We start from the raw sequence: 19996 nt of genomic DNA on the forward strand, positions 1-19996 counted from the left end.
ATTTCTGCAAGGTGTTGCCAGAATTTCATTCTCGTGACTAGATGCGTCCGTGGAGCCCACGATCTTTGACGTCGCGCGAGCCGCCGGCGTGGCCGCGTCGACGGTGTCCCGGGCGTTCAACAAACCCGGCCGGGTCAACGAGGCGACGCGACAGCGGATCATCGCTACCGCCGCGCAGCTCGGCTACCAGCACAGACCGCAGAACCGCGCTCTGGCGGGTGTCCGCCACCGCACCGTCGCCATGGTGCTCTCCGACATCACCAATCCCCACTTCTTCGAGCTCATCCGAGGCGCGGAGCAGCGCGCGAAGGCGTCCGACGTCACGCTGGTGATCGTCAACGCCGAGGAATCCCGGCGCATCGAGGAGAACCAGATTCGCGGCCTGGCGGCCAGCGTGGACGGGTTCGTGCTGGCCTCCAGCCGACTCGACGACGAGGTCCTGCGCGACCTCGCCAAAATGCACCGGATCGTGCTGTTCAACCGGGAGCTGCCCGGGTTGACCAGCGTGACGTTCGACACCGGCGCCGGCTGTCAGCAGATCCTGGAACACCTGGCCTCGCTCGGGCATCAGGGCATCACCTACTGCGCCGGGCCGCCCAGCTCCTGGATAGGTGCGGCGCGCTGGGCCGCGCTGAGCGCCGGGGCCGAAGCGCACGGTCTGACGGCACACCGGATCGGTCCGTACGCCCCCAACGTCGCCAACGGCGGAGCCGCCGCCGACGGAGCACTGCGCACCGGTGTGACGGCGGTCGTGGCTCACAACGACCTCCTGGCGATCGGAATCATCCGACGTCTCGCCCAGCGCGGGGTCCGAGTCCCGGCCGACATCAGCGTGATCGGGTTCGACGACATCTTCGCCGCCGACTTCGTCCATCCCTCGTTGACCACCCTGGCCGGGCCCGGCTCGCATGCCGGTCGGCTCGCGGTAGAGCTCCTGATCGAGCGGCTCGCCGCACGATCACAACGCGAGGGCGAGGCGATCCGCCTGCCTACCGAGCTGGTGCTCCGCGAGTCGTCCGGCCCAGCTAAGTGCCTTCCCAGCAAATGAGGTGTGCATGAGGCGAGCGGACGCGGCGCGGAGAACGCTCCTCGCGATGACGGCGGCCGTCGTCCTCTTTGGAGGCACCGCGGCGGTCCCCGCCCAGGCCGCGGAGCTCACGCCCGGCGCCCTGGCCGAGGTCGCCCAGGCCGCGGAGCCCGCGCCCGGCGCCCTGGCCGAGGTCGGCGAGGCGGATGCTCAGGTGGTGTCGTCGCCGGACGGCGATCTGCGGGTCGCGGTCGCCACCGTGGACGGGCGGCTCATGTACAGCGTGAACAGCCACGGCAAGACTCTCGTCGGCGCGTCAGGGCTCGGCCTGGATCTCGCCGGACGCCCCAGCCTCACGCGGGGCATGAGCATCGCGTCCGTCGAACGGCGCACGATCAACGAGACGTGGAAGCCGCTCTGGGGGACATCGAGCAAGGTCAGGAACCACGCGAGCGAGCTCACTGTCCACGCGGTCCAGGCCGGCACGGGGTTCAGGCTCGATCTGGTGTTCCGGGTCTTCGACGACGGGGTCGGCTTCCGCTACCACTTCCCCGGCCAGAGCGGTCTGGACGCCTACACCGTCACCGCCGAGCAGACCGAGTTCGCCCTCGACCCCGCCGCGCGGAGCTGGTCGATCGCCGCGGGCAAGACCTGGTCCGCCGACGAGCAGCACTACCGCGACCTCCCCCTGTCTGGCGTCTCCACCGCCCAGACCCCCATCACCGCCGCGCCCGCCGCCGACTCGTACGTGGTGGTGCACGAGGCCGACCTGACCGACTACCCCAGCATGACGCTGAAGGCGGTGCCCGGCCGGCCCGGCGTGTTCTCCAGCGACCTGATCGCCCTGCCCGACGGGGCCAAGGCCAGGCTGAACGGCGAGTTCGCCACGCCCTGGCGCACCCTGACCGTGGGTGAGCGGCCCGGCGACCTGGGCGAGTCCCATCTGATCGAGAACCTCAACGACGCGTGCGCGATCTGCGGCGACACCTCCTGGATCAAGCCCGCGACGTACGTGGGCGTCTGGTGGGAGCTCCAGCGCAGGCAGACCACCTGGACCGCCGGGCCCAAGCACGGCGCGACCACCGCACGGGTCAAGCAGTACATCGACCTGGCCAAGCAGGCGGGCGCGAAGTTCGTGCTGGCCGAGGGCTGGAACGCCAACTCCGGCGGCTCCTGGTCGGGCCAGGACTTCCTGACCCCGCAGGCCGACTTCGACCTGCCCGAGGTGCTCCGGTACGCCGCCGACAACGGCATCGGGTACATCGCCCACAACGAGACCCGCGGCGATATCGACTACTACGACCAGAATCTGGAGAAGATCTTCTCCCGGTACGAGGAACTCGGCATCCACGCGGTCAAGACGGGCTACGCCACGAAATTCCTGCTCGGCGGCGTCAACCGCAGCCACTACGACCAGGAGGCCGTCCGCCACTACCAGCGGGTGATCGACGCGGCGGCCCGGCACCGCATCACGATCGACGCGCATGAGGCGATCAAACCCACCGGCCTGGCGCGCACCTACCCGAACATGATGACGGGCGAGGGCGTCGCGGGCATGGAGCAGCAGAACTACATGGGCGTCAACGGCAACCCGCCGGCGCAGGCCACGATCCTCCCCTTCACCCGATTCATCGGAGGACCCGCCGACTACACGCCCGGCGTCCTGAACGTCACCTGGGATCCGGCCCGGCTCGGCACCCGCGTCCAGACCACCTCGGCCGCGCAGCTCGCGCTGTACCCGACGTTCTTCAGCCCGATGCAGATGCTCGCCGACACCCCCGAGAACTACGCCGCCCACCCCGAATTCGCCTTCCTCAAGAACATGCCTGCCACGTGGGACGAGACCCGTGTCCTGGACAGCGTCATCGGGGACTACACCGTGACGGCCCGTCGCGGCGGCGGCACCTGGCACCTCGGCGCGATCACCGACGAGAACGACCGGACCCTCCAGGTCCCGCTGTCGTTCCTCCCCCAAGGCACCTTCGTGGCGGAGACCTACGCCGACGCCCAGGAGACCACCTGGAAGGGCGACCCGCTGCCCGTCGAGATCCGCAAGACGCTGGTCCGATGGTGACCTGGCTGCGCACCAACAAGGTCCTGCTGCCCGGCGTGACCACGCCGGGCCGGCTGGTCGCCCGGGTACGCGATGAGGCCACCGACCGGCTCTACAACACCCTGTACGGGATTCCGTCGCCGCGCCAGCGGGTGATCCCGCAGATGCTGCTGGAGGTGCCCGTCGGCAGGCGCGCCTCAGACCTGGAGCGCTGGCGCAAGAGTCCGGCTGCGACATCGGGCAAGAACCTGGAGAAGGCGCTGGAGCGCGCGGCGGAGATCCTCGGGGTGGGACTGGGGGCCATGCCGCTGCCACCTGAGGTGCCGCACCGGAGGATGGTGGATCTGGCCCGCTACGGCATGCAGGCCACGGCGAGCACCCTGCGCCGCCACGGGCCCTCCCGTCAGCTCGCCGAGGCGGTTGCGGCGGTGACCGAGATGGTGCCGCCACCCGACGTCGACCCCGCGCTGGTGACAGGGTTCGAGCGCCTCGACGCCGCCTACGCCGCGGCCGCCGAGCAAGAACACGTCGATTGTCGGTGACCGCCCTGACCTTCTCGGGCTCCGGTAGGTTTCGCACTGCTGCGGTATGATTTGGACGGTTTGCTAGTTGGCAATCTCTCGACTCACCCGGGAGCCGAGGTGGCTCTGCCCGTTCATCCCGTCCGGCCAGGCGTCGACGATCAGCCGGCCGGCGGCGCTCTCTTACGCCTTCAGGTCCTGGGCCCGTTGCGGGTGTGGCGCGATGGTGTCGAACTGGATGCCGGCCCCCGGCAACAGGCTTATCTGCTGGCCCTGCTTCTGGCCCGGGTAGGCAGGCCGGTCAGCACGAGCGAGCTGATCGACCTGGTCTGGGACCACGAGGTCCCCAGCAGCGCGCTCAACATCATCCACAAACACGTCGGCGCATTGCGGCGGCTGCTCGAACCCGCGACCCCCGCCCGTAAATCCGGCTCATACCTGCACCACCGCGGCGGCTCCTACCAGTTCACCGCCGCCCCCGGCACCCTGGACCTCCACACCTTCCGGGAACTCGTCGAGACCGCCAAGGCGGCCCTGGCACGGCAACGCCTGGAAACGGCGCTCGATCGCTATGTCGAAGCGCTTGGCCTCTGGCGGGGCCGTGCGGGCGACGGGTTCACGCACCGATCGACCGCGCTGCCGACCTTCGCCGCCCTCGACGACGAGTTTCACGCCGCGTGCACCGAAGCGGCCGAACTGGCGGTGTCGCTGGGCCGACCGGCGGGGGTGCTGCCGGCGTTGCAGCTGGCCGCATCGATGGCGCCGTTCCACGAACCCGTACAGGCCGGCCTCATCTCCATCCTCGGGGCGGCGGGACGCCAGGCGGAGGCACTGTCGGTGTTCCGCGAGGTCCGCGCCCGCCTTGCCGACGAGCTCGGTATCGATCCTGGCCCGGAGCTGCGAGCCGCACACCTGCGAGTGCTGTCGCAGCCCTCGGCGTCGCCGCTCGTGGCGCGTACGGACGGCGGGGATGACGGCGCGTCGGCGCGAACGACAGCCGGGCTGGTCGGCCGGGCCGAGGAACTCGCCCTACTGCGGCAATCCGTCGAGATGGCGTTCACCGGCCGCCCAGCGCTCCGTATCGTCGAAGGCGAGCCGGGCGTAGGCAAGACCCGCCTGGTACGAGAGATCGCCACCGAAGCGAGCCGTCGTGGCGCGCTGGTCGTCTGGGGTTCATGCCTGGAAGGCGACGGAACACCGTCGATGTGGCCCTGGGAACAGACGCTCCGCCCGATTCTCGACAGCCTGCCCGCGCCGCTGCGGGAGAAGTGGCTCGCCAGTGAGCTCGGCAGTCTCCTGGAATCGCGAGACGACTACGCCGCCGCGCCGGCCATTCCCAACAGCGGTGCCCAGTTTCGCCTGTTCGAGCAGGTTGTCACCGCCGTTGGGCAGGCCTCGGCGCAACAGCCCACGCTGCTGATCGTCGATGACCTCCAATGGGCCGACGCCGCCTCGCTCCAGCTGTTCGGCCACCTGACCGCCCGGCTACCCGCCGGCACGGTGATCATCGGTGCGCTACGCGATCGCGCACCCACACCCGGCTCTGATCTGTCGCGGGTCCTGGCCGCGGCCAGCCGGCTGCCCGGCCACCGCAGGATCCGGCTCGGCCCGCTCGGCTTGACCGACGTGACCGAGCTCATCCGCCGCGAGACCGGCCACGATCCCGGTGCCGAAGTCGCCCGCGGCATCCATGCCCGCACCGCCGGCAATCCGTTCTTCGTCCAGGAGCTGTCCCGGCTGCTCAGCGACGGCGGCTCGCTCGGCGACGGCGGCGCGTCAGTACGGGCCGGGGTGCCGGCCACCGTGCGAGACGTCGTCCGCGATCGGATGTCCGGTCTCGACGACAGCGCTCACGGCCTGCTGCGCATCGCCGCGGTCATCGGCCGCGACGTGGACCTCGACCTGCTCGCCCGCGCGATCGGCGTCGATGTCGCGGACTGCCTCGAACGCCTCGAACCGCTGCAAGCACTCGGTCTCCTGGAGACCAAGCCGGAAGACCCGTTCTCGTGGCGCTTCGCGCACGACCTGGTCCGCGAGTCGGTCACCGAGACCATTGCGCGGCGGCAGGCCGTCCAGCTGCATCTGCGCGTCGCCGACGCCCTCGAACACATCCATGCGGACGACGAGTCCGTCGCCGAACGCCTCGCCTACCACCTGCGGGGTGCCGGCCCCCTGGCCGACCCGGTTCGCACCGCGGAGGCACTGGCGCGCGCCGGTCGCCGCGCGGCGACCAAGCTCGCGTTCGCGGCCGCCTATCGGAACCTGGAATCGGCCGTCCAGATCGCCCGGACGGCAGGGCTGCTGGAGCTGGAACTGTCCGTCCTGTCGCTGCTCAACCTCCTGGCCGTCGAGCCCCCGGGAATGGGCGGCTCGACGTTCGATCTGCTGGAACGGGGCGCATATCTTGCCCGCAGACTCGGCCGCGAGACGGCCGAGGCCGAGTTTCTCTTCGTTCGGATGACCGGGGCCTACGTCTCCACCGAGAAAGACCGTGGGGTGTGGGCTCGCCGGCTGCATGAGCAAGGCCAGGCGTCCGCGGACCCGATCATCCAGGCGTACGGCCGACAGGCCTGGGGCCTGTACCAATGGGACATCGGCGACATCGGCGCGGCGTATCAGTGTTTCAGCTGGGTAGGCCGTACCACTGCGGACGGCATTGCCTCGCTGCTCGCGAACTCGGCCGACCCGCACCCGGCGCCGGCTCAGGAAAGCATGTACCACCTTGCCAGCCGGGTCGGGGGCGTCCCGGCTCGACGCCGCGACGACCTCGGACGTTGGCGGATCCAGGATGAGTGGGTCGGTTATCTGGCCGTGATCACCACGTTGCATGGGGATGTCGAGACGGGGCGGTCCCTGCTCGGCACGGTGTACCAGGCCGAGGGAGACCCCTTTGAGATGTCGGGCTGGACCCGCTACCAAACCATGGCCGCCACGATGGCCGGTGACACGACCTGGACGATGCACGCGACCGAGCGATGGGTCGCGGCCAGCGCCGACCGTCCCGGCGTCGCGCAGGAAGCCTACATATGGCTGGACTGGTACTGGGCCCGTGCCCTCACCGGCGACGACCCTGCCGGCACCGCGGCCAAGGCCGAACATCTCCTGGCCGCGACCCTGCTCGACCCGCCGAGATGGGGCCTCGCCTACTGGTACGGACTGATCGCCGAGATGTGGCTGGCAGCCGAGATGCCCGACAAGGCCGCGACCGCCCTCGACCGGGCCGACCAGGCCGTCCAGGCCCACGGCCAACGCTATGCCGAAGGACTTCTCCTGTTGCTGCGCGCCCGCCTGCTGCACGCCCGCGGCGAACCCGTCGACGTCGTGCGAGCCGCCGCCGACGAAGCCCGCGCCCGATCCGGCGAACGCGGGGCCCACCTCTTCGCCCGCCGCGCCGAGAGGTTCCTGGCCGATCTCGACCAGAATCCGGCAGGACGTTGATCGCGATGCGGCGAGATGGGGTCGGCTAAGCGTCGGCCATTCGCGTTGTGTTGCGGACAGGCCCAGGCCGGCCAAGCCGGCCGCGGTGTCCAGGATCGTCTCCTCGATCGGCCGGGGCCGCCAGCCCAGAACCTCAGCGGAAAGAGCCCGCCATTCCGGAGCTATAGAAAGCACCTTCCTCGCGGCGAACCCCACCGCAGCGTGACCGGCGCGTTCAGTTACAGCCACGCCTACAGTCCGGCACCTGCGGAAACGCTCTTGCGAGACGCCTTCGAAGGAAAATCACGGTAAGCCGATCGGCTCAGATCTGCTGACGGGACTTTTCGTTCCGATGTTCGTCACGCCCCGCTACGACATGGGCGGACGCAGATATGGAGGGTGGGCCGGTAGATGAGCTCTTGGGTACGGCCGTCGAGCGTCCGGCTCTCGATCAGCTCGAGGTCGAAGTCGGCCGCATTCTGGAAGATCGGGTCCGCTCCGGTCTGGCCGGTGATCACCGGGAAGAGCGTCACCTGGACGCGGTCGACCAGACCGGCGGCCATCAGCGCCCGGTTCATCGACAGGCTGCCGTGTGAGCGCAACGGCACCTCGGACTCCTCCTTGAGCCGGGCGACGACGTCCACGGCGTCGCCGCTCACGACGGTCGCGTCCGGCCAGTCGAGGGGTCCTCTCAGTGTGGTCGACACCACGGTTGCGGGCAGGTTCCTCATCCGGGTGACCCATGGGTCACGTACGTCGGAGTCCTCGGTGCTCGAGGCCAGCATCCGCGCGAACGCCCGATACGTGTTGGCCCCGAAGACCATCCGCTGTTCCTCGCTGTGCAGGGCGAGGCGGTGCTCCAGCAACTCGGGGCCTTGCTTGCCCCAGTAGCCGCCCCAGTTGCCGCCGGCGGCGCCGAAGCCGTCGAGGCTCATAAAGACGTCGAAGGTGTAGGTAGCGGTCATGGTGCTCTCCTCGAACGCGGGATCGGGTGTGTGGAGCGGGTCACGTGGTCCGGTCGGGTGACGCCGGTGCGGCGAGCTCGGCCAGGTGGCGCAGCGAGTTGATGAGATGCTCGGGGCCGAAGGGCGGGAACTGGATGTACTCCCGCCTGAACCGCGGCACCGCCGACCAGTCGTAGGTGAGCGTGACCTCGGCCTCGGACGGACCGAGCGGCGTAAGGTCGTAACGCCAGATCCAGCCGCCGAGCTCCAGGCGACCGTCCTCCTCCTCCGTCCCCGTCAGCCAGCCGATGGCGCGCGGCGGGTCGAGCACCGCGACCTTGTTGGCCACCCGGTAGTCACCGTCTGGATGCTTCGCGTGATACATGGCCATCCGGAAAACCTGCCCCACCTCGGTCAGCGGCGCCCGGTCGGCAGGCTCCTGAACCCAGCCGGTGCCATCGATCGCGGCATGGGCCGCCGGGTCCGCCAGCACCGCGAACACCCTCGCGGCGGGCGCGGCGACGGTCAGTGTGGCGCTCACGTTCTCCTGGTCCATGGTGTGCACGCTCCTTGCCTTCTCATCTCGGCGAGTACCGGCCCGTCGCCGGTCTCTCATCTTGGCTACGAACGGGCTCGACGCCATCCGACACCCACCGCGGAAAAAATCAGAAGACGTACTCGGGGCATGACGGGCATCCGACGGAAAACCCATGCCACCCCCTGCCGTGTTGACCTGACCTCAGCTCCGAGTGTGTCGCGCGGGCCAGGGGCGACGGTGGAAAGCCAAGGCGGCGGCCAGGCAGGCGACGGGTATGACGGGCAGCACGTACCGGTGATCGAAGTCCAGGACCGCGACCGGGCCGATCAGCAGGCCCATCGCCACGGCCCACGGCAGCAGCGCCACGCGGGGCCGCCGCACCGCGGCGACCGCGCCGAGCAGGAGGATCAGGCCCAGGAACGGGCCGCGCAGGTAGGCGGCGTACTGGTAGGCGATGAGGAAGTCCGCGTACGGCGACACCGACGACAGGCCGCGAATGTTCGGGTCGTACTCCCGTTTGACCTTGTCGATCAGCGGCTGGTCGGGCAGTTCCCAGTGCCCGCTGCTGAAGCCGAACGCCGGGGTGGTGCGGTCGGGGTGCGGGATCGGGGTCCAGGAGAAGGCGATGGCGGTGTCGCGTACGACGTCGACCAGGTAGTCCAGCGGCTGGGCGAGGATCGCGTCGATCGCGAACGAGCGGGCGAGGTCGTTGTGCGTGAACCGGTCGCCGGGCAGCAAGTTGAGCGAGGCCCCGGGGGCCCACACGTACTCGGAGGCCGCGTCCACCTTCGTCCCGTTGGGGCACAGGCGGGCCACATCGGAGGGCGGCTGGATGCGGGCGCAGTCGGCGAAGGTCATCGTACGGGCCCACAGGGCGACGCCGTCGGCGCCGCTGATGGCGAAACGGCCGTGGTGCTGGGCGTACCAGGCGGCGTAGCCGGCCAGAGGTAGGGAACCGGCCAGGACCAGCACGGCCAGTGGCCGCCATCCCACGCGCCGCGCGGCCAGCACGAGCACGATGAGCAGCAGCAGCGGAAGCGCGATCGTCCTGGTCAGCGCGGCCGTGGCGAACAGCAGGCCCGCTCCGGCGGCGGCACGCACGGACAACCGCGGCGACCACATCAGCGCGGCCAGTCCGGCCACGACAAGGAAGATGAACTGTGTGTCGGAAAGGACGGCATGCTCCAGCCGCAGGAAGGAGGCGTCGAACAGCAGTGGCACCGTCGCCGACGCCGCCACCCAGCCGGGCGCCGACCTGCGGCGCAGCACCGCGTACAGCAGTATCCCGGTGCTCAGGCCGATGGCGTGCTGGACGGCCGCGACCAGCTCCACACTGTGGAACGGCAGCAGCGCCCGCAGCAGCAGCGGGTAGCCGATCGGGTGAAACGTCGCCGACGGAGCCGGGTGCACGGCGGTGTCGAGGTAGGTGAAGGAGTCGTACCAGTAGAGCGTGACCGGCCGGTAGCCGAGCATCGTCACCACCCGCAACGCGGCGGCCAGGAGCAGCAACGCGGCGAAGACGCGGTGGTCGGCGAGGGCGGCCAGGCGGCGCTGCGAGGGCAGCGCGACACGGGTGTCGGTAAGCACGCGAAATCCGATCGTGGTGGCATGACGGGGGTCCGCGCATGCCGAGGACAACGCATGGCGGTGATGGGGGCCGCGCGCTCAGCCGTGCGCGACCCGGGTGGAAGCTCTCAGTACCGAGCCGGGATCAGCAGCGGGACCGCGGCATGGGGCCAGGTTGGGTGCTGGGGTCGGCGCCGACCAGCAGGAGGGCCTGGCCGTCGGCGCTCATGACGCCGTCGTGCACGTACCAGCCACCGGGGGCGGCGGCGGCCGCGCGCTTGCCGTACTGGATGTACGACGGCGTGACGCCCCGCTCGCGCAGCAGGGCCGAGATCTCGGCGACGCTCTTGTTGACGTAGTCCACGCAGTGCAGCGGCTCGCCGGGCAGTGCGATGCCGGGCGGCATCCGATACCTCTCGCCGGGCAGGGCCCGCCTGCCGAGACTGATCTCGGCCTTCTTGTCGAAGTCGACCGGCACCTTCAGGCCGACAGGGCAGCCGGCGAACCGCTCGCACGGCCCCAAAGCGTCGATCGTGGTGATCGGGCCGTCGCCGGGCAGCGGTTCGCCGGATTCCAACCGGTCCACGTCGTTGATCACGATTATCTGGCCCGTCAGGCTCGCGGAGGTCGGCACCAGGTCGAGCGTGATGTCCAGGCCTCTGGCCTTGAGCTCGCGCTGGTACACCTCGGGCTCGGCCAGCAGGTCCTTCACCGTGATCACGTAGTGGTCGTCCACCAGCTCGATGTCGAGCGCGGCGGAGGCGGGCGCCGGAGCGACGCCGAAGGACAGCAGAGCCGCCAGCGCGGCCAGGACCGGCCCGGCCACCCACCTGCGCGGCCGGGGAAGGGCGAGCCAACTGCGGCGGCGGCGCCGCTCGGGGACAGGGACGGAGGTGATCTCCTCCAGCAGCTCCCTGGCGATCGGCGTCGTGCCGGGACCGGGATCGGGCGCGATGCCGGCCACCAGGCGGTCGATCTCGTGCATCACATAACCCCCTTCGTCATCGCGACGGCGCGCAAGCCGATGCGGGCCATGTCGACGCCGGCCGTGTCCAGGTGCTTGGCCAGGCGTTTGCGGGCCCGGTGCAGCCGCAGCCGGGAGTTGGCGCGCGAGCAGCCCAGGACGGTGGCGATCTCGTCGGAGCCCAGGCCCTCCCAGCCGGCCAGCGCGAGGATCTCCCGGTCGTCGGGGCTCAACCGCGCGAACGCCTCCTGGACGCCCGCCAGGCTCTCACCGTCCTCGGTGTGCTCCGCCCACACGGCGAGCTGGTGACCGAGCCGCTCCACCAGCTCGCTGCGGCGCGACTCGGCGCGACGGCCGTTGGCCAGCATGCGGCGGGCCACGCCGAACAGCCACAGGCGCGCGTCCCGCCCCTCGGGGATGTCGTCCAGGCGGCGCCAGGCCGTGGCGAACGTCTCGGCGAGTGCATCGGCGGCGTCCTCGTGGGAGTCCGTACGCCGCCGAACATAGGCAAGGATGTCGGGATAGTTGGCAACGTAGATCACCTCGAAGCGCTGCTTGCGGTCTTGGTGGGTCACGCTGCCTTCTCTCATCCGATAGGTCCGACACCCCGTACCTGTCCGGACCCGCCAGATAGTTTCACCCCGATTTCGGGGAATTTGGATGTCCCGCACGTCCGACCTCCCGCCCCACGTCCCGAACGGTGATGGCGTGCTTTACGCTACTTATAATGAATATGGATGGCGTCAAACCATCGGCACCATCCACGTAAAGCGCATGAGAGGCCACGTACGTGAAGCTCGTGATCTTCGGGGCCAACGGCCCGACAGGACGGCTCACCACCGCCCAAGCCCTCGCCGAGGGCCACACCGTCACCGCTGTCACCCGGCATCCGGAAACCTTCCCCCTCGACGCCCCCGCGCTGAAGGTCGCGAAGGCGGACGCCCTGGACCCCGAGGCGGTGCGCCGGGTGGTGGCCGGGCATGACGCGGCGCTCTCGACGCTCGGCGTCCCCTACGGCTCCGAGGCCACCACCACGTTCTCCGAGTCCGCCAGGCACATCATCGCGGCCATGACCGCGCACGGCATCCGGCGCCTGGTCTGCGTGACCTCTACCGGCGTGCCGATGAAACCCCCGCCCGGCGAGACCCTCATCTACCGCAAGGTGATCGTGCCGACGCTCATCAAGATGGGGCGCCCGTTGTACGAGGACGCCGCCCGCATGGAACAGATCGTGGCCCAGACCGATCTCGACTGGACCGTCATCCGCCCGTCGGGACTGTTCGACGGCAGCGCGATCACCGGATACACCGTCGGCCCACCGCAGATGGTCGGCCGGTTCACCTCACGTCGTGACCTCGCGGACGCGCTCATCCGCGCGGCCGTCGACGACCGCGACGTCCGCTCCATCGTCGAGGTCATCACCACCGAGGGGACGCCCAGCGTCTACCGCGTGTTCCTGAAAGAAGCGCTCCGCATCGGCAGCGCGTGAGAGACGCGGTCAGTATCGGGTCCCGCCGAGCCGCTTCAGAATCCCAAGCCGAACAGCACCGTGTGGGCGTTCTCCGGGCCGTGGACGTGTTTTCCCAGCTTCGCCATGGAGGCCACTTTCTCCGAGCACGGAGCGACTTCCGCCGAACACGGTGACCCCCACCTTCCTGCCGATCGCGTACGTCTCGGCGGGCAGTGTCCGGACGAACACCGCCAGTAGGGGCGGCAGCGCGGCCCACCGGGGCGCCCACCGGCTGCCCGGCGTGCTGAGCCCGGCCGGTTCGCCTGCCAAGGAGACGGGGTACGCGTGATCTTAGGGAGACACCCCGACAGCCGGTCGCTCCTGAGAGTGAACGGCGCTATCCGTCGTGGGAGGGATGCGCCGGGCGGCCTGGATCCCGATACTGGGCGAGATGCCCGGACTTACTGAGCGGCTGCGCACCCGGTTGACGGACGTGCCGCCACGAGTGGTCGACGTCGCGATCACGGTCGCCGTGTCGGCGGCCACCGTCGGTCCCGCGCTCGTCCCCTCCGCACAGCCGTGGTGGGTGGTGGCGCTGGCCGTGCTGGCCTCGGTGCCCGTGCTGTGGCGGCGCGGGGCACCGCTCGTGGTGACCTGCGTGGTCGGGCTGGCGATGACGGCGCTGGTGATGTGGGAGAAGCCGATGCTGCCGTACGGGCCGCTGGTGGGCACCTACACCATCGCCGCGCTCAGCCCGCCGCTGCTGCGGCTGGCGGCCGTTCCGGTCATCGGCGCGGGGGTGTACGTCTCGCTCGCCCTGCCGCAGGAAGGACTGGACTCCTATCGCGTGGTCGGTACGGCGTTCGTCGCCGCGTACGCGCTGGGCACCAGCGCCCGCGCCCGCCGCGCCCGGGCCGCCGAGCTGGCCGAACGGGCTCTGCGGCTGGAGCGGGAGCGAGCCATCGCCGCGGCTGACGAGCGGGCGCGCATCGCCCGGGACATGCATGACATCCTCACTCATTCGGTCGGCCTCATCGTCGTCCAGGCCGAGGCCGGGCCGCTGATGCTCCAGGCCGATCCGGCACGCGCGCAGGCCGCCTTCGACACGATCGCCGACACCGGCCGGGGCGCGATCGCCCAGCTGCGGACCCTGCTCGGCACGATGCGTTCGGGCCAGACCGATCACCGGGAGCCGCAACCGGGGCTCGCGGCCCTGCCGGAACTCATCGAGCGGACCGGCCGGTCCGGGCTGCGGGTGACCTTGGCCAGCGACGGCGTGCCGCGGCCGATCCCCGTCGAGGTCGACGTCGCGGCGTACCGGATCGTGCAGGAGGCGCTGACGAACGTGCTGCGCCACGCGGACGCGCGCACCGCGCAGGTGCGACTGCGCTGGACGCCGGGCGTTCTGGCGGTCGACGTGGCCGACGACGGCAAGGGCGCGGACGGCGGCGCCGAGGGGCATGGCCTGATCGGGATGCGCGAACGGGCCGCCGCCTGCGGCGGGACGCTGCGCGCCGGCCGGGGAGAGAAAGGCTTCGTCGTGGCGGCCTCGCTCCCGGTTGGATAGGCCCATGCTCCGCGTACTCGTGGCCGACGATCAGGATCTGTTCCGCGGCGGCTTCGCCATGATCCTCGACGCCCAGGCCGACATCACCGTCATCGGCGAGGCGGCCGACGGCGCGCAGGCCGTTCGGGCGGCCACCGAGCTGCGCCCGGACGTCGTGCTGATGGACGTCCGGATGCCCGGCATGGGCGGGATCGAGGCGACCGAGCGGATCTGCGCGACGACGTCCGCCAAGGTGCTGGTGCTGACCATGTTCGATCTGGACGAGTACGTCTACGACGCGCTACGCGCGGGGGCCAGCGGTTTCCTGCTGAAGGACATCCGTCGCGACGAACTGGCCGCGGCGGTGCGCGTGGTGGCGGCGGGAGAATCACTGCTGGCGCCCACGGTGACCAAACGCCTGATCGAGGATCTGATCCTCCGGCCGGGCCATGGGGTGGCTCCCCGGCTGGCCGCCCGCCTCGCCGAGCTGACCGGCCGTGAGGCCGAGACGCTGCGGCTGGTGGCCCGGGGGCTGTCCAACGCGGAGATCGCCGGCGAGATGGTCGTCAGCGAGCACACCGTCAAGAGCCATGTCAGCAGGATCCTGACGAAGCTGGGGCTGCGCGATCGGGTGCAGGCGGTCGTGTTCGCCTACGAGTCGGGACTCGTCGTCGCCGGCGACGCCTGAGCGGTCCCTGAGAGGGAGTGCGGAGTTCACTCTCGCCGCCGATGTGGGCGCGGGGCGCCAATGCGGAGTATCGAGGCAGTTTCCCTGGCGGAGGAGTCTGCTCGATGAGATCGCAACGATGGTGGTTGATCGGCGCGGCGGTGCTGTCGGCCACGCTGTTCCTGTTCGGTACCGGCTTGCGGCCGGTGCCCTGGTGTACGTGGATCGCGCCGATCCCGGTCCTTGTCCTGGCGCCGCGCTGCTCGGCGCGTACGGCGTTGGCCGCCGCGTCCCTCGCATGGCTCGGCGGCCAGACCCCCATGTGGGGATATTTCCTGAACACGGTGCAGATCCCGCCGACGATGGCCGTGCTCCTGCTCGTCGGCTCGGCGCTGCTGTTCGGTCTGGTGGTGATCGCCTACCGGGGCCTGACGCTGCGCGGGCACCCGCTGATGGCCGTCGGCGTCGTCCCGGCCGCGTGGGTCGTCATCGAGTACGCGCTGTCGCTGATCACACCGAACGGCGCCTGGTGGAGCCTGGCCTATACCCAGGCCGACGTCCTTCCCGTCATCCAGATCGCCTCGGCCACCGGACCCTGGGGCGTGACGTTCGTGCTGACGGGCGTCGCGGCCGCGGCGGCCGCCCTGCTGCGGCCCGGCGCGGCCGGCCGGGTGCGGGTCGCCGTGACCGCCGCGACGGTCGCGGGCCTGGTGGCGGGCTACGGGTGGTGGCAGCTGCAACCGGCCGAGGCCGGGGTGGCGGTCAAGGTGGCGCTGCTGGCCACCGACCGGTCGATCGACCCGGTGGCGGTGACCGATCCCGAGGGACGCGACCTGCTGGCCGGCTATGTGAGCCGCATCCCGGCCCTGGCCGAGCGCGGGGCCGACGTCGTCGTCCTGCCCGAGAAGACGTTCCGGGTGGATGAGGCGGACCTGCCGTCGCTGGCCGGACCGCTGTCCCGGCTCGCCGCCGGCCACCACATCGACATCGTCGCGGGGCTGATCCTCACGAGGGACGGGCGCGAGTACAACGCGGCCATCGACTTCCCCGCCGATGGCGGACGGCCCGTCGAGTACGTCAAACGCCACCTCGTCCCCGGCCTGGAGAGCGATTTCACGGCCGGTCAGGCGGAGGCGTTCGTGCCCGGCTCCGGCCGGCGATGGGCGATCGCGATCTGCTTCGATCTCGACTTCCCCGACCTGGTCCGCGACTATCGGCGCGACGGGGCGAGCGCGCTGTTCGTACCCGCCTGGGACTTCGGCGACGACGCGTGGCTGCACAGCCGGATGGCGATCACGCGCGGCATCGAGAACGGCCTCGCGGTGGCACGGGCGGCCCGGCAGGGCGCCTTGACCGTGAGCGACCCGCACGGCCGCCTCCTGGCCGAGGCGCGCACCACCGGCACGTCCTTCGTGTCGGTGACCGCGGACCTGCCGGATCATGCGGTGCCGACCCTGTACACCTGGCTCGGCGACTGGTTCGCCTGGACCTGCGCCCTCCTGCTGGTCGCGATATTCGCGGTGCGTTTCGTCTCCGGCCGGGGACCGAAACCCGAGGCCGAGGGCGGGGCGGCCCAACCCGGGAGCGCGAGGAGACGGACGGCGCCGGTCTCCTAGGCGGAGACGGACGACGTCGGCGGCCGAGCGGATCATGGCCAATGTCTCCGGTGTCCCCGCTGAGGAAACTGTTCGACTTCGCCGCCCAATACCAGATCAAGAGCGCCATCCACGGACCCGAGGACATCTCCCCCGTCGGCATGGCCGCCGCCATCCACCTCGGCCTGTCGATCCACAACGCGTCCGCGCACCCGTACGAGCCGTCCTACCTGCCGCTCAACCGACTCCAGGACGGCACGATCCACGACTGGTGAGGCCAACCCCGCTCAGAGCCGTCATGGCCGCCGGCCCCAAGTCGTGCCGGAGGCGGACAGCGTGTTGACCGGCAGCACCGGATCGTGGCGCGGACCGAGCCGCCCATCGTGGATGACGGCCAAGCGCCCGCCTCCGTTACCGAAGGCGGGCGCTTGGCCGTGGGCGGCTACTTCAGCCATGCGGTACGCCGGACGATGGGCAGGGTGCCCAGCCCGAGTGTGGCGCCGGCGTTGGCCAAGGCCAGGCCGACCAGGACGATGGAGTAGATGAGGTGCTCGTCCAGGAACGGGTTGTTGGCCAGCGGCAGTTCGGCGGCCCACATCAGGACCAGCATGAGCGTGCCGGTGACCGCGGCGATCCGGGTGCCCGCGCCCAGGATGAGCGCGGCGCCGATGCCGAGCAGGCCGAGCATGAACAGCCAGTCCACCCATGGCTGGCCGGCCAGCGAGCTGAAGAACCCGCCGAGCGCGTTCTCTCCGGTGCCTTTGAGGAAGCCGGTCGTCGGGCTGCCACCGGAGATCCAGGCCTTGCCGGCCGGAGTGGCGAAGCCCCAGCCGAAGGTCTTGTCCAGGAACGCCCACAGGAAGATCCACCCGATCGAGATTCGGGTGATCGCCCAAACGTAGTCGACGGGGCGGTGTGCGGTGGGAGGGCCGGTCTCTAAGACGGGTCTGTTGACGGTGGTGGCCATGATGATCCCCTTTCAGCGCGTTCTCGTCACCTCCAAAGCACACCGCGTGCCCTCTTTCCGGGGCAGTGCCGTACGACCCACAGCTTGAGGACCTTGGTCCCCTCGAACCCCCTACGCGCGTACCACCGCTACCGGGCAACGGGTGTGGTGCAGGACGCCGCGGCTGACCGAGCCGAGCAGCATCGCGCCCACCGTGCCGTGACCGTGCGAGCCCACCACCAGCAGGTCGGCTCCGGCGGAGGCGTCGGTGAGCGCTTCCACCGGCTGCGCCGGCTGGACGTCCTCAACGACCGTCACCCGCGGGTAGCCCTTCTTGAAGGTTCCCACCCGGTCGCGGACGATCTGGTGCTGCGCGGTGCGGATTTCGTCCATTTCGTACGGCACTCCGGGCGCGTACGCATGCACCGGCAACTGCCAGGCGTGCACCACCCTCAGTGCGGCCCCCCGCAGCTCGGCCTGCCGGAAGGCGTAGGCCAGCGCGGGCTCGCACGCGGGCGAGTCGTCCACGCCGACCACGATCTCCCCATGAACCGGCTGGTGATCGCCGCGTACGACCACGACGGGGCAGTCCACGTGGCCCGCCACATGCGTGTTGACCGAACCCAGCAGCGCGCCGGCGAACCCGCCGAGACCGCGGCTGCCGAGCACGATCTCGGTCGCCTCCTTGGCCTGTTCGCGCAGCACCTCGGCGGGCGCGCCCTCGATGTCCCGCGTCGTGACCTCGACGTCGGGCTGGCGCTCGTGGGCCAGGGCCAGGGCTTCGCGCAGGATCCGATGTCCCTCGCGCAGCAGCGTGTCGGGCAGCGCGGCGTTGGGGAACCTGCCGATCTGATACGGCGAGCGGTCCACGGCGTGCACGATCCGCAGCGGCTCTCTCATCCGCAGAGCGTCGTTGACCGCCCATTCCACTGCGGCCCGCGCGGTCATCGAGCCATCCACACCTACGATGATCATGATCTGTCCTCCTTCGTCACCTCTCCATCCGACCCATTCGCGGAGCGTTGTCATAGGGCCGGAAGTCCGCCGGACAGGACCGAAGGACCCTGTTTGCCCAGGTGACGGGTGCGTAGCGTCGATGGCATGGCCACCATCGACCTGACCGGGCTCCGTGCCGTCGTCTTCGACACCGACGGTGTGGTCACCGAACACCGCCCGCGTGCACGCGGCCGCGTGGAAGCACGTGTTCGATGCCTTCTTGCACGGCCGTTCCACCCCGTTCGACATCCGGGCCGACTACCCGCGCTACGTCGACGGCCGTCGGCGGCGGAGGCGGCCGTGCGTCTGGAGCGGGATGGGGCCAACCTGCTCCCGCAGAAGCCGCCCGTTCCGTTGTGGCGGCGGGTGCTCGCCCAGCTTCGCGATCCGCTACTCGCCGTCGCCGGCGCGTTCGCCCTGCAGCTCGCCGGACTGTACGTGCCGCCGCTGCGCGAGCTGCTCAGCACCGAACCACTGGCCCTGGGCGACCTGCTGATCGTCACCACGCTGTCCACCCTCGGCTACGCCGCCGTCCGGCTTGATCGGATCCTCCACCCCTCCCGTCGGCGGCGTCTGGGGGCGCGCCCCGAATTCAAGGTCACCGCCGTGCGACCGACCGCCTCGTCCAAGGCGAGCGAGACAGGGCCAAGAGTTTCATCGTCTATGGGTCTCATCTCATCGGCGGCGGGGAAGCTCATGCGGCATGGACGGACTTCCAGGAGGCGGCGATGAGCGATCGATACGCTGGTCGGCCCATTCTGGTCGGCTACGACGATTCGCCTGGGAGCCATGAGGCGCTGCGCTGGGCGGTCGAAGAGGCGCGGCTGCGTGGGCTACCCGTACTGGTCTGTCATGCTTTGCACTGGCCCTATGTGCTCAGGCCTGTCGCACAGGAGGTCCTGACGCAGATCGAGCAAGTCGCCCTCGCCGTCGTGGACGAGGGCGTCCACCGTGCCCGAGCCCTGGCTCCGGAGGTGGAGGCCCAGCCGCTGCTGGGGAGAGGTACCCCCTCGGCCGTGCTCCTGGAGGCCACGCGCGAGGCGGAGATGACCGTGCTCGGGGCTCGCGGGCGGGGCGGGTTCGACGGCCTTCAGGTGGGGTCGGCCGCCGTGCAGGTGCCCGCGCACAGTGTCAGGCCGGTCGTCGTCGTACGGCCCCTCCCGCGACCGAGCGGCCAGGACGTCCGGATCGTTGTCGGCATCGACGGCTCACCCGCGAGCCTGGCGGCCTTCGATCTCGCTCTGGACGAGGCCGCGCTGCGCGGCGGCTCCCTGACGGCCCTGTGCTGCTGGAGAGAATGCCGATCATCGTCGTGGCAGGAGCCGCTTCCCTTCGTGGATTCGCACGCGCTGCGCCAGGGAGCGGAAGCCCGCTTCTATGAGGTCACGTCCCAGCTGGCGCGCAGGCACCCCGATGTACCGGTCACGGCGGACTTCGTGATCGAGCGGCCCCAGCGCGCGCTGATCGACGCGGCCAAGGACGCCACGCTCCTCGTGCTCGGCAACCGGGGAAACGAGTCACCCGCCTGCCTTCTGCTGGGACCGGTCACCCAGACCGCGCTGCTCGAAGCCTGGTGCCCGGTCGCGGTGACCCCCACCGCCAATCTGAGACCGCTGTTCCCACCGGGATGAACCCCGGTCCTCATGCCGGCATGTCGGCCCGCCGCGCCGCCCGCACTGACCAACGACCATCGCCGTCGGGACTTACGGCCCTACCAGGCGCACCACAGTCGGAGCTGTGATGAAAGTACAAGAACAGCCGACGAG

Annotated in this window: 20 protein-coding genes; 12 read left to right on the forward strand and 8 right to left on the reverse strand. The window is 70.3% G+C overall.

Features of this window, described 5'->3' with window-relative positions; genetic code table 11:
- The first annotated feature begins 49 nt into the window (after positions 1 to 49).
- The 4 genes from ACGFJ2_RS56915 to ACGFJ2_RS56930 all read left to right on the forward strand — a co-directional run bounded on the left by ACGFJ2_RS56915 (position 50) and on the right by ACGFJ2_RS56930 (position 7039).
- Positions 50 to 1048 carry a LacI family DNA-binding transcriptional regulator gene (locus ACGFJ2_RS56915; protein ID WP_393483359.1) on the forward strand — a complete coding sequence of 333 codons (999 nt, stop codon included), beginning with the start codon at positions 50 to 52 and terminating at the stop codon, positions 1046 to 1048.
- A 7-nt stretch (positions 1049 to 1055) separates the two neighbouring features.
- Entirely contained in the window at positions 1056 to 3101 is a 2046-nt protein-coding gene (locus tag ACGFJ2_RS56920; protein ID WP_393483362.1) for a glycoside hydrolase family 97 protein, read from the forward strand.
- Complete coding sequence (locus tag ACGFJ2_RS56925; protein ID WP_357956474.1) at positions 3095 to 3622, forward strand: hypothetical protein; 528 nt, start codon at positions 3095 to 3097, stop codon at positions 3620 to 3622. Before ACGFJ2_RS56920 ends, ACGFJ2_RS56925 begins: the two co-directional genes overlap by 7 nt.
- 99 nt (positions 3623 to 3721) lie before the next feature.
- Positions 3722 to 7039, forward strand: a complete 3318-nt coding sequence (locus tag ACGFJ2_RS56930; RefSeq protein ID WP_393483365.1) for a BTAD domain-containing putative transcriptional regulator — start codon at positions 3722 to 3724, stop codon at positions 7037 to 7039.
- Positions 7040 to 7377: 338 nt separating this feature from the next.
- On the opposite strand, the gene ACGFJ2_RS56935 is transcribed toward ACGFJ2_RS56930, so the two are convergent.
- The 5 genes from ACGFJ2_RS56935 to ACGFJ2_RS56955 all read right to left on the reverse strand — a co-directional run bounded on the left by ACGFJ2_RS56935 (position 7378) and on the right by ACGFJ2_RS56955 (position 11605).
- On the reverse strand, positions 7378 to 7983 hold the full coding sequence (locus tag ACGFJ2_RS56935) for a dihydrofolate reductase family protein (protein ID WP_393483368.1): 606 nt from the start codon (positions 7981 to 7983) through the stop codon (positions 7378 to 7380).
- A 40-nt stretch (positions 7984 to 8023) separates the two neighbouring features.
- Complete coding sequence (locus tag ACGFJ2_RS56940; protein WP_357956480.1) at positions 8024 to 8518, reverse strand: hypothetical protein; 495 nt, start codon at positions 8516 to 8518, stop codon at positions 8024 to 8026.
- A gap of 183 nt (positions 8519 to 8701) precedes the next feature.
- Positions 8702 to 10087, reverse strand: coding sequence for a hypothetical protein (locus ACGFJ2_RS56945; protein WP_393483371.1), 1386 nt, complete (start codon positions 10085 to 10087; stop codon positions 8702 to 8704).
- Positions 10088 to 10211: 124 nt separating this feature from the next.
- Positions 10212 to 11051: a hypothetical protein gene (locus tag ACGFJ2_RS56950; RefSeq protein ID WP_393483374.1), complete on the reverse strand. Its 840-nt coding sequence runs from the start codon at positions 11049 to 11051 to the stop codon at positions 10212 to 10214.
- Positions 11051 to 11605 carry a sigma-70 family RNA polymerase sigma factor gene (locus tag ACGFJ2_RS56955; RefSeq protein ID WP_357956484.1) on the reverse strand — a complete coding sequence of 185 codons (555 nt, stop codon included), beginning with the start codon at positions 11603 to 11605 and terminating at the stop codon, positions 11051 to 11053. Before ACGFJ2_RS56955 ends, ACGFJ2_RS56950 begins: the two co-directional genes overlap by 1 nt.
- Positions 11606 to 11820: 215 nt before the next feature.
- Between ACGFJ2_RS56955 and ACGFJ2_RS56960 the strand changes: the two genes are divergently transcribed.
- From ACGFJ2_RS56960 to ACGFJ2_RS56985, 6 genes are all read left to right on the forward strand, one after another.
- The gene (locus ACGFJ2_RS56960; protein ID WP_393483377.1) at positions 11821 to 12519 is read left to right on the forward strand and encodes an NAD(P)-dependent oxidoreductase; all 699 of its coding nucleotides are present in this window, start codon (positions 11821 to 11823) and stop codon (positions 12517 to 12519) included.
- A gap of 151 nt (positions 12520 to 12670) precedes the next feature.
- Positions 12671 to 12829, forward strand: a complete 159-nt coding sequence (locus ACGFJ2_RS56965) for a hypothetical protein (RefSeq protein ID WP_393483380.1) — start codon at positions 12671 to 12673, stop codon at positions 12827 to 12829.
- Positions 12830 to 12931: 102 nt separating this feature from the next.
- Complete coding sequence (locus tag ACGFJ2_RS56970; RefSeq protein WP_393483383.1) at positions 12932 to 14047, forward strand: sensor histidine kinase; 1116 nt, start codon at positions 12932 to 12934, stop codon at positions 14045 to 14047.
- Positions 14048 to 14051: 4 nt separating this feature from the next.
- Positions 14052 to 14714 carry a response regulator gene (locus tag ACGFJ2_RS56975; RefSeq protein ID WP_393483386.1) on the forward strand — a complete coding sequence of 221 codons (663 nt, stop codon included), beginning with the start codon at positions 14052 to 14054 and terminating at the stop codon, positions 14712 to 14714.
- Positions 14715 to 14818: 104 nt separating this feature from the next.
- Entirely contained in the window at positions 14819 to 16309 is a 1491-nt protein-coding gene (locus ACGFJ2_RS56980) for a nitrilase-related carbon-nitrogen hydrolase (RefSeq protein WP_393483389.1), read from the forward strand.
- A gap of 50 nt (positions 16310 to 16359) precedes the next feature.
- A complete protein-coding gene (locus ACGFJ2_RS56985) occupies positions 16360 to 16563 on the forward strand; it encodes a hypothetical protein (protein WP_393483392.1) in 204 nt (67 codons plus the stop codon).
- Positions 16564 to 16584: 21 nt separating this feature from the next.
- Here the strand turns inward: ACGFJ2_RS56985 and ACGFJ2_RS56990 are convergent, their stop codons facing one another.
- The 3 genes from ACGFJ2_RS56990 to ACGFJ2_RS57000 all read right to left on the reverse strand — a co-directional run bounded on the left by ACGFJ2_RS56990 (position 16585) and on the right by ACGFJ2_RS57000 (position 18209).
- Positions 16585 to 16743 (reverse strand): hypothetical protein, encoded by a 159-nt coding sequence (locus ACGFJ2_RS56990; RefSeq protein WP_393483395.1) that lies wholly within the window; start codon positions 16741 to 16743, stop codon positions 16585 to 16587.
- Positions 16731 to 17255 carry a hypothetical protein gene (locus tag ACGFJ2_RS56995; protein WP_393483398.1) on the reverse strand — a complete coding sequence of 175 codons (525 nt, stop codon included), beginning with the start codon at positions 17253 to 17255 and terminating at the stop codon, positions 16731 to 16733. Before ACGFJ2_RS56995 ends, ACGFJ2_RS56990 begins: the two co-directional genes overlap by 13 nt.
- A gap of 111 nt (positions 17256 to 17366) precedes the next feature.
- The gene (locus ACGFJ2_RS57000) at positions 17367 to 18209 is read right to left on the reverse strand and encodes a universal stress protein (protein ID WP_393483401.1); all 843 of its coding nucleotides are present in this window, start codon (positions 18207 to 18209) and stop codon (positions 17367 to 17369) included.
- 126 nt (positions 18210 to 18335) lie between these two features.
- Between ACGFJ2_RS57000 and ACGFJ2_RS57005 the strand changes: the two genes are divergently transcribed.
- Entirely contained in the window at positions 18336 to 18962 is a 627-nt protein-coding gene (locus ACGFJ2_RS57005) for a cation-transporting P-type ATPase (protein ID WP_393483404.1), read from the forward strand.
- Entirely contained in the window at positions 18959 to 19861 is a 903-nt protein-coding gene (locus ACGFJ2_RS57010; RefSeq protein ID WP_393483407.1) for a universal stress protein, read from the forward strand. Before ACGFJ2_RS57005 ends, ACGFJ2_RS57010 begins: the two co-directional genes overlap by 4 nt.
- Positions 19862 to 19996 lie beyond the last annotated feature (135 nt).

It is taken from the genome of Nonomuraea sp. NPDC049028 (assembly GCF_043197735.1).
Taxonomy (GTDB): Bacteria; Actinomycetota; Actinomycetes; order Streptosporangiales; family Streptosporangiaceae; genus Nonomuraea.

Bases quoted from the DNA above. Each gene is read 5' to 3' on its own strand.
- ACGFJ2_RS56920 (WP_393483362.1), top strand. From the start codon at position 1,056: ATGAGGCGAGCGGACGCGGCGCGGAGAACGCTCCTCGCGATGACGGCG.
- ACGFJ2_RS56925 (WP_357956474.1), top strand. From the start codon at position 3,095: ATGGTGACCTGGCTGCGCACCAACAAGGTCCTGCTGCCCGGCGTGACC.
- ACGFJ2_RS56935 (WP_393483368.1), bottom strand. From the start codon at position 7,983: ATGACCGCTACCTACACCTTCGACGTCTTTATGAGCCTCGACGGCTTC.
- ACGFJ2_RS56940 (WP_357956480.1), bottom strand. From the start codon at position 8,518: ATGGACCAGGAGAACGTGAGCGCCACACTGACCGTCGCCGCGCCCGCC.
- ACGFJ2_RS56950 (WP_393483374.1), bottom strand. From the start codon at position 11,051: ATGCACGAGATCGACCGCCTGGTGGCCGGCATCGCGCCCGATCCCGGT.
- ACGFJ2_RS56970 (WP_393483383.1), top strand. From the start codon at position 12,932: ATGCCCGGACTTACTGAGCGGCTGCGCACCCGGTTGACGGACGTGCCG.
- ACGFJ2_RS56975 (WP_393483386.1), top strand. From the start codon at position 14,052: ATGCTCCGCGTACTCGTGGCCGACGATCAGGATCTGTTCCGCGGCGGC.
- ACGFJ2_RS56980 (WP_393483389.1), top strand. From the start codon at position 14,819: ATGAGATCGCAACGATGGTGGTTGATCGGCGCGGCGGTGCTGTCGGCC.
- ACGFJ2_RS56990 (WP_393483395.1), bottom strand. From the start codon at position 16,743: ATGGCTGAAGTAGCCGCCCACGGCCAAGCGCCCGCCTTCGGTAACGGA.
- ACGFJ2_RS56995 (WP_393483398.1), bottom strand. From the start codon at position 17,255: ATGGCCACCACCGTCAACAGACCCGTCTTAGAGACCGGCCCTCCCACC.
- ACGFJ2_RS57000 (WP_393483401.1), bottom strand. From the start codon at position 18,209: ATGATCATCGTAGGTGTGGATGGCTCGATGACCGCGCGGGCCGCAGTG.
- ACGFJ2_RS57005 (WP_393483404.1), top strand. From the start codon at position 18,336: ATGGCCACCATCGACCTGACCGGGCTCCGTGCCGTCGTCTTCGACACC.
- ACGFJ2_RS57010 (WP_393483407.1), top strand. From the start codon at position 18,959: ATGAGCGATCGATACGCTGGTCGGCCCATTCTGGTCGGCTACGACGAT.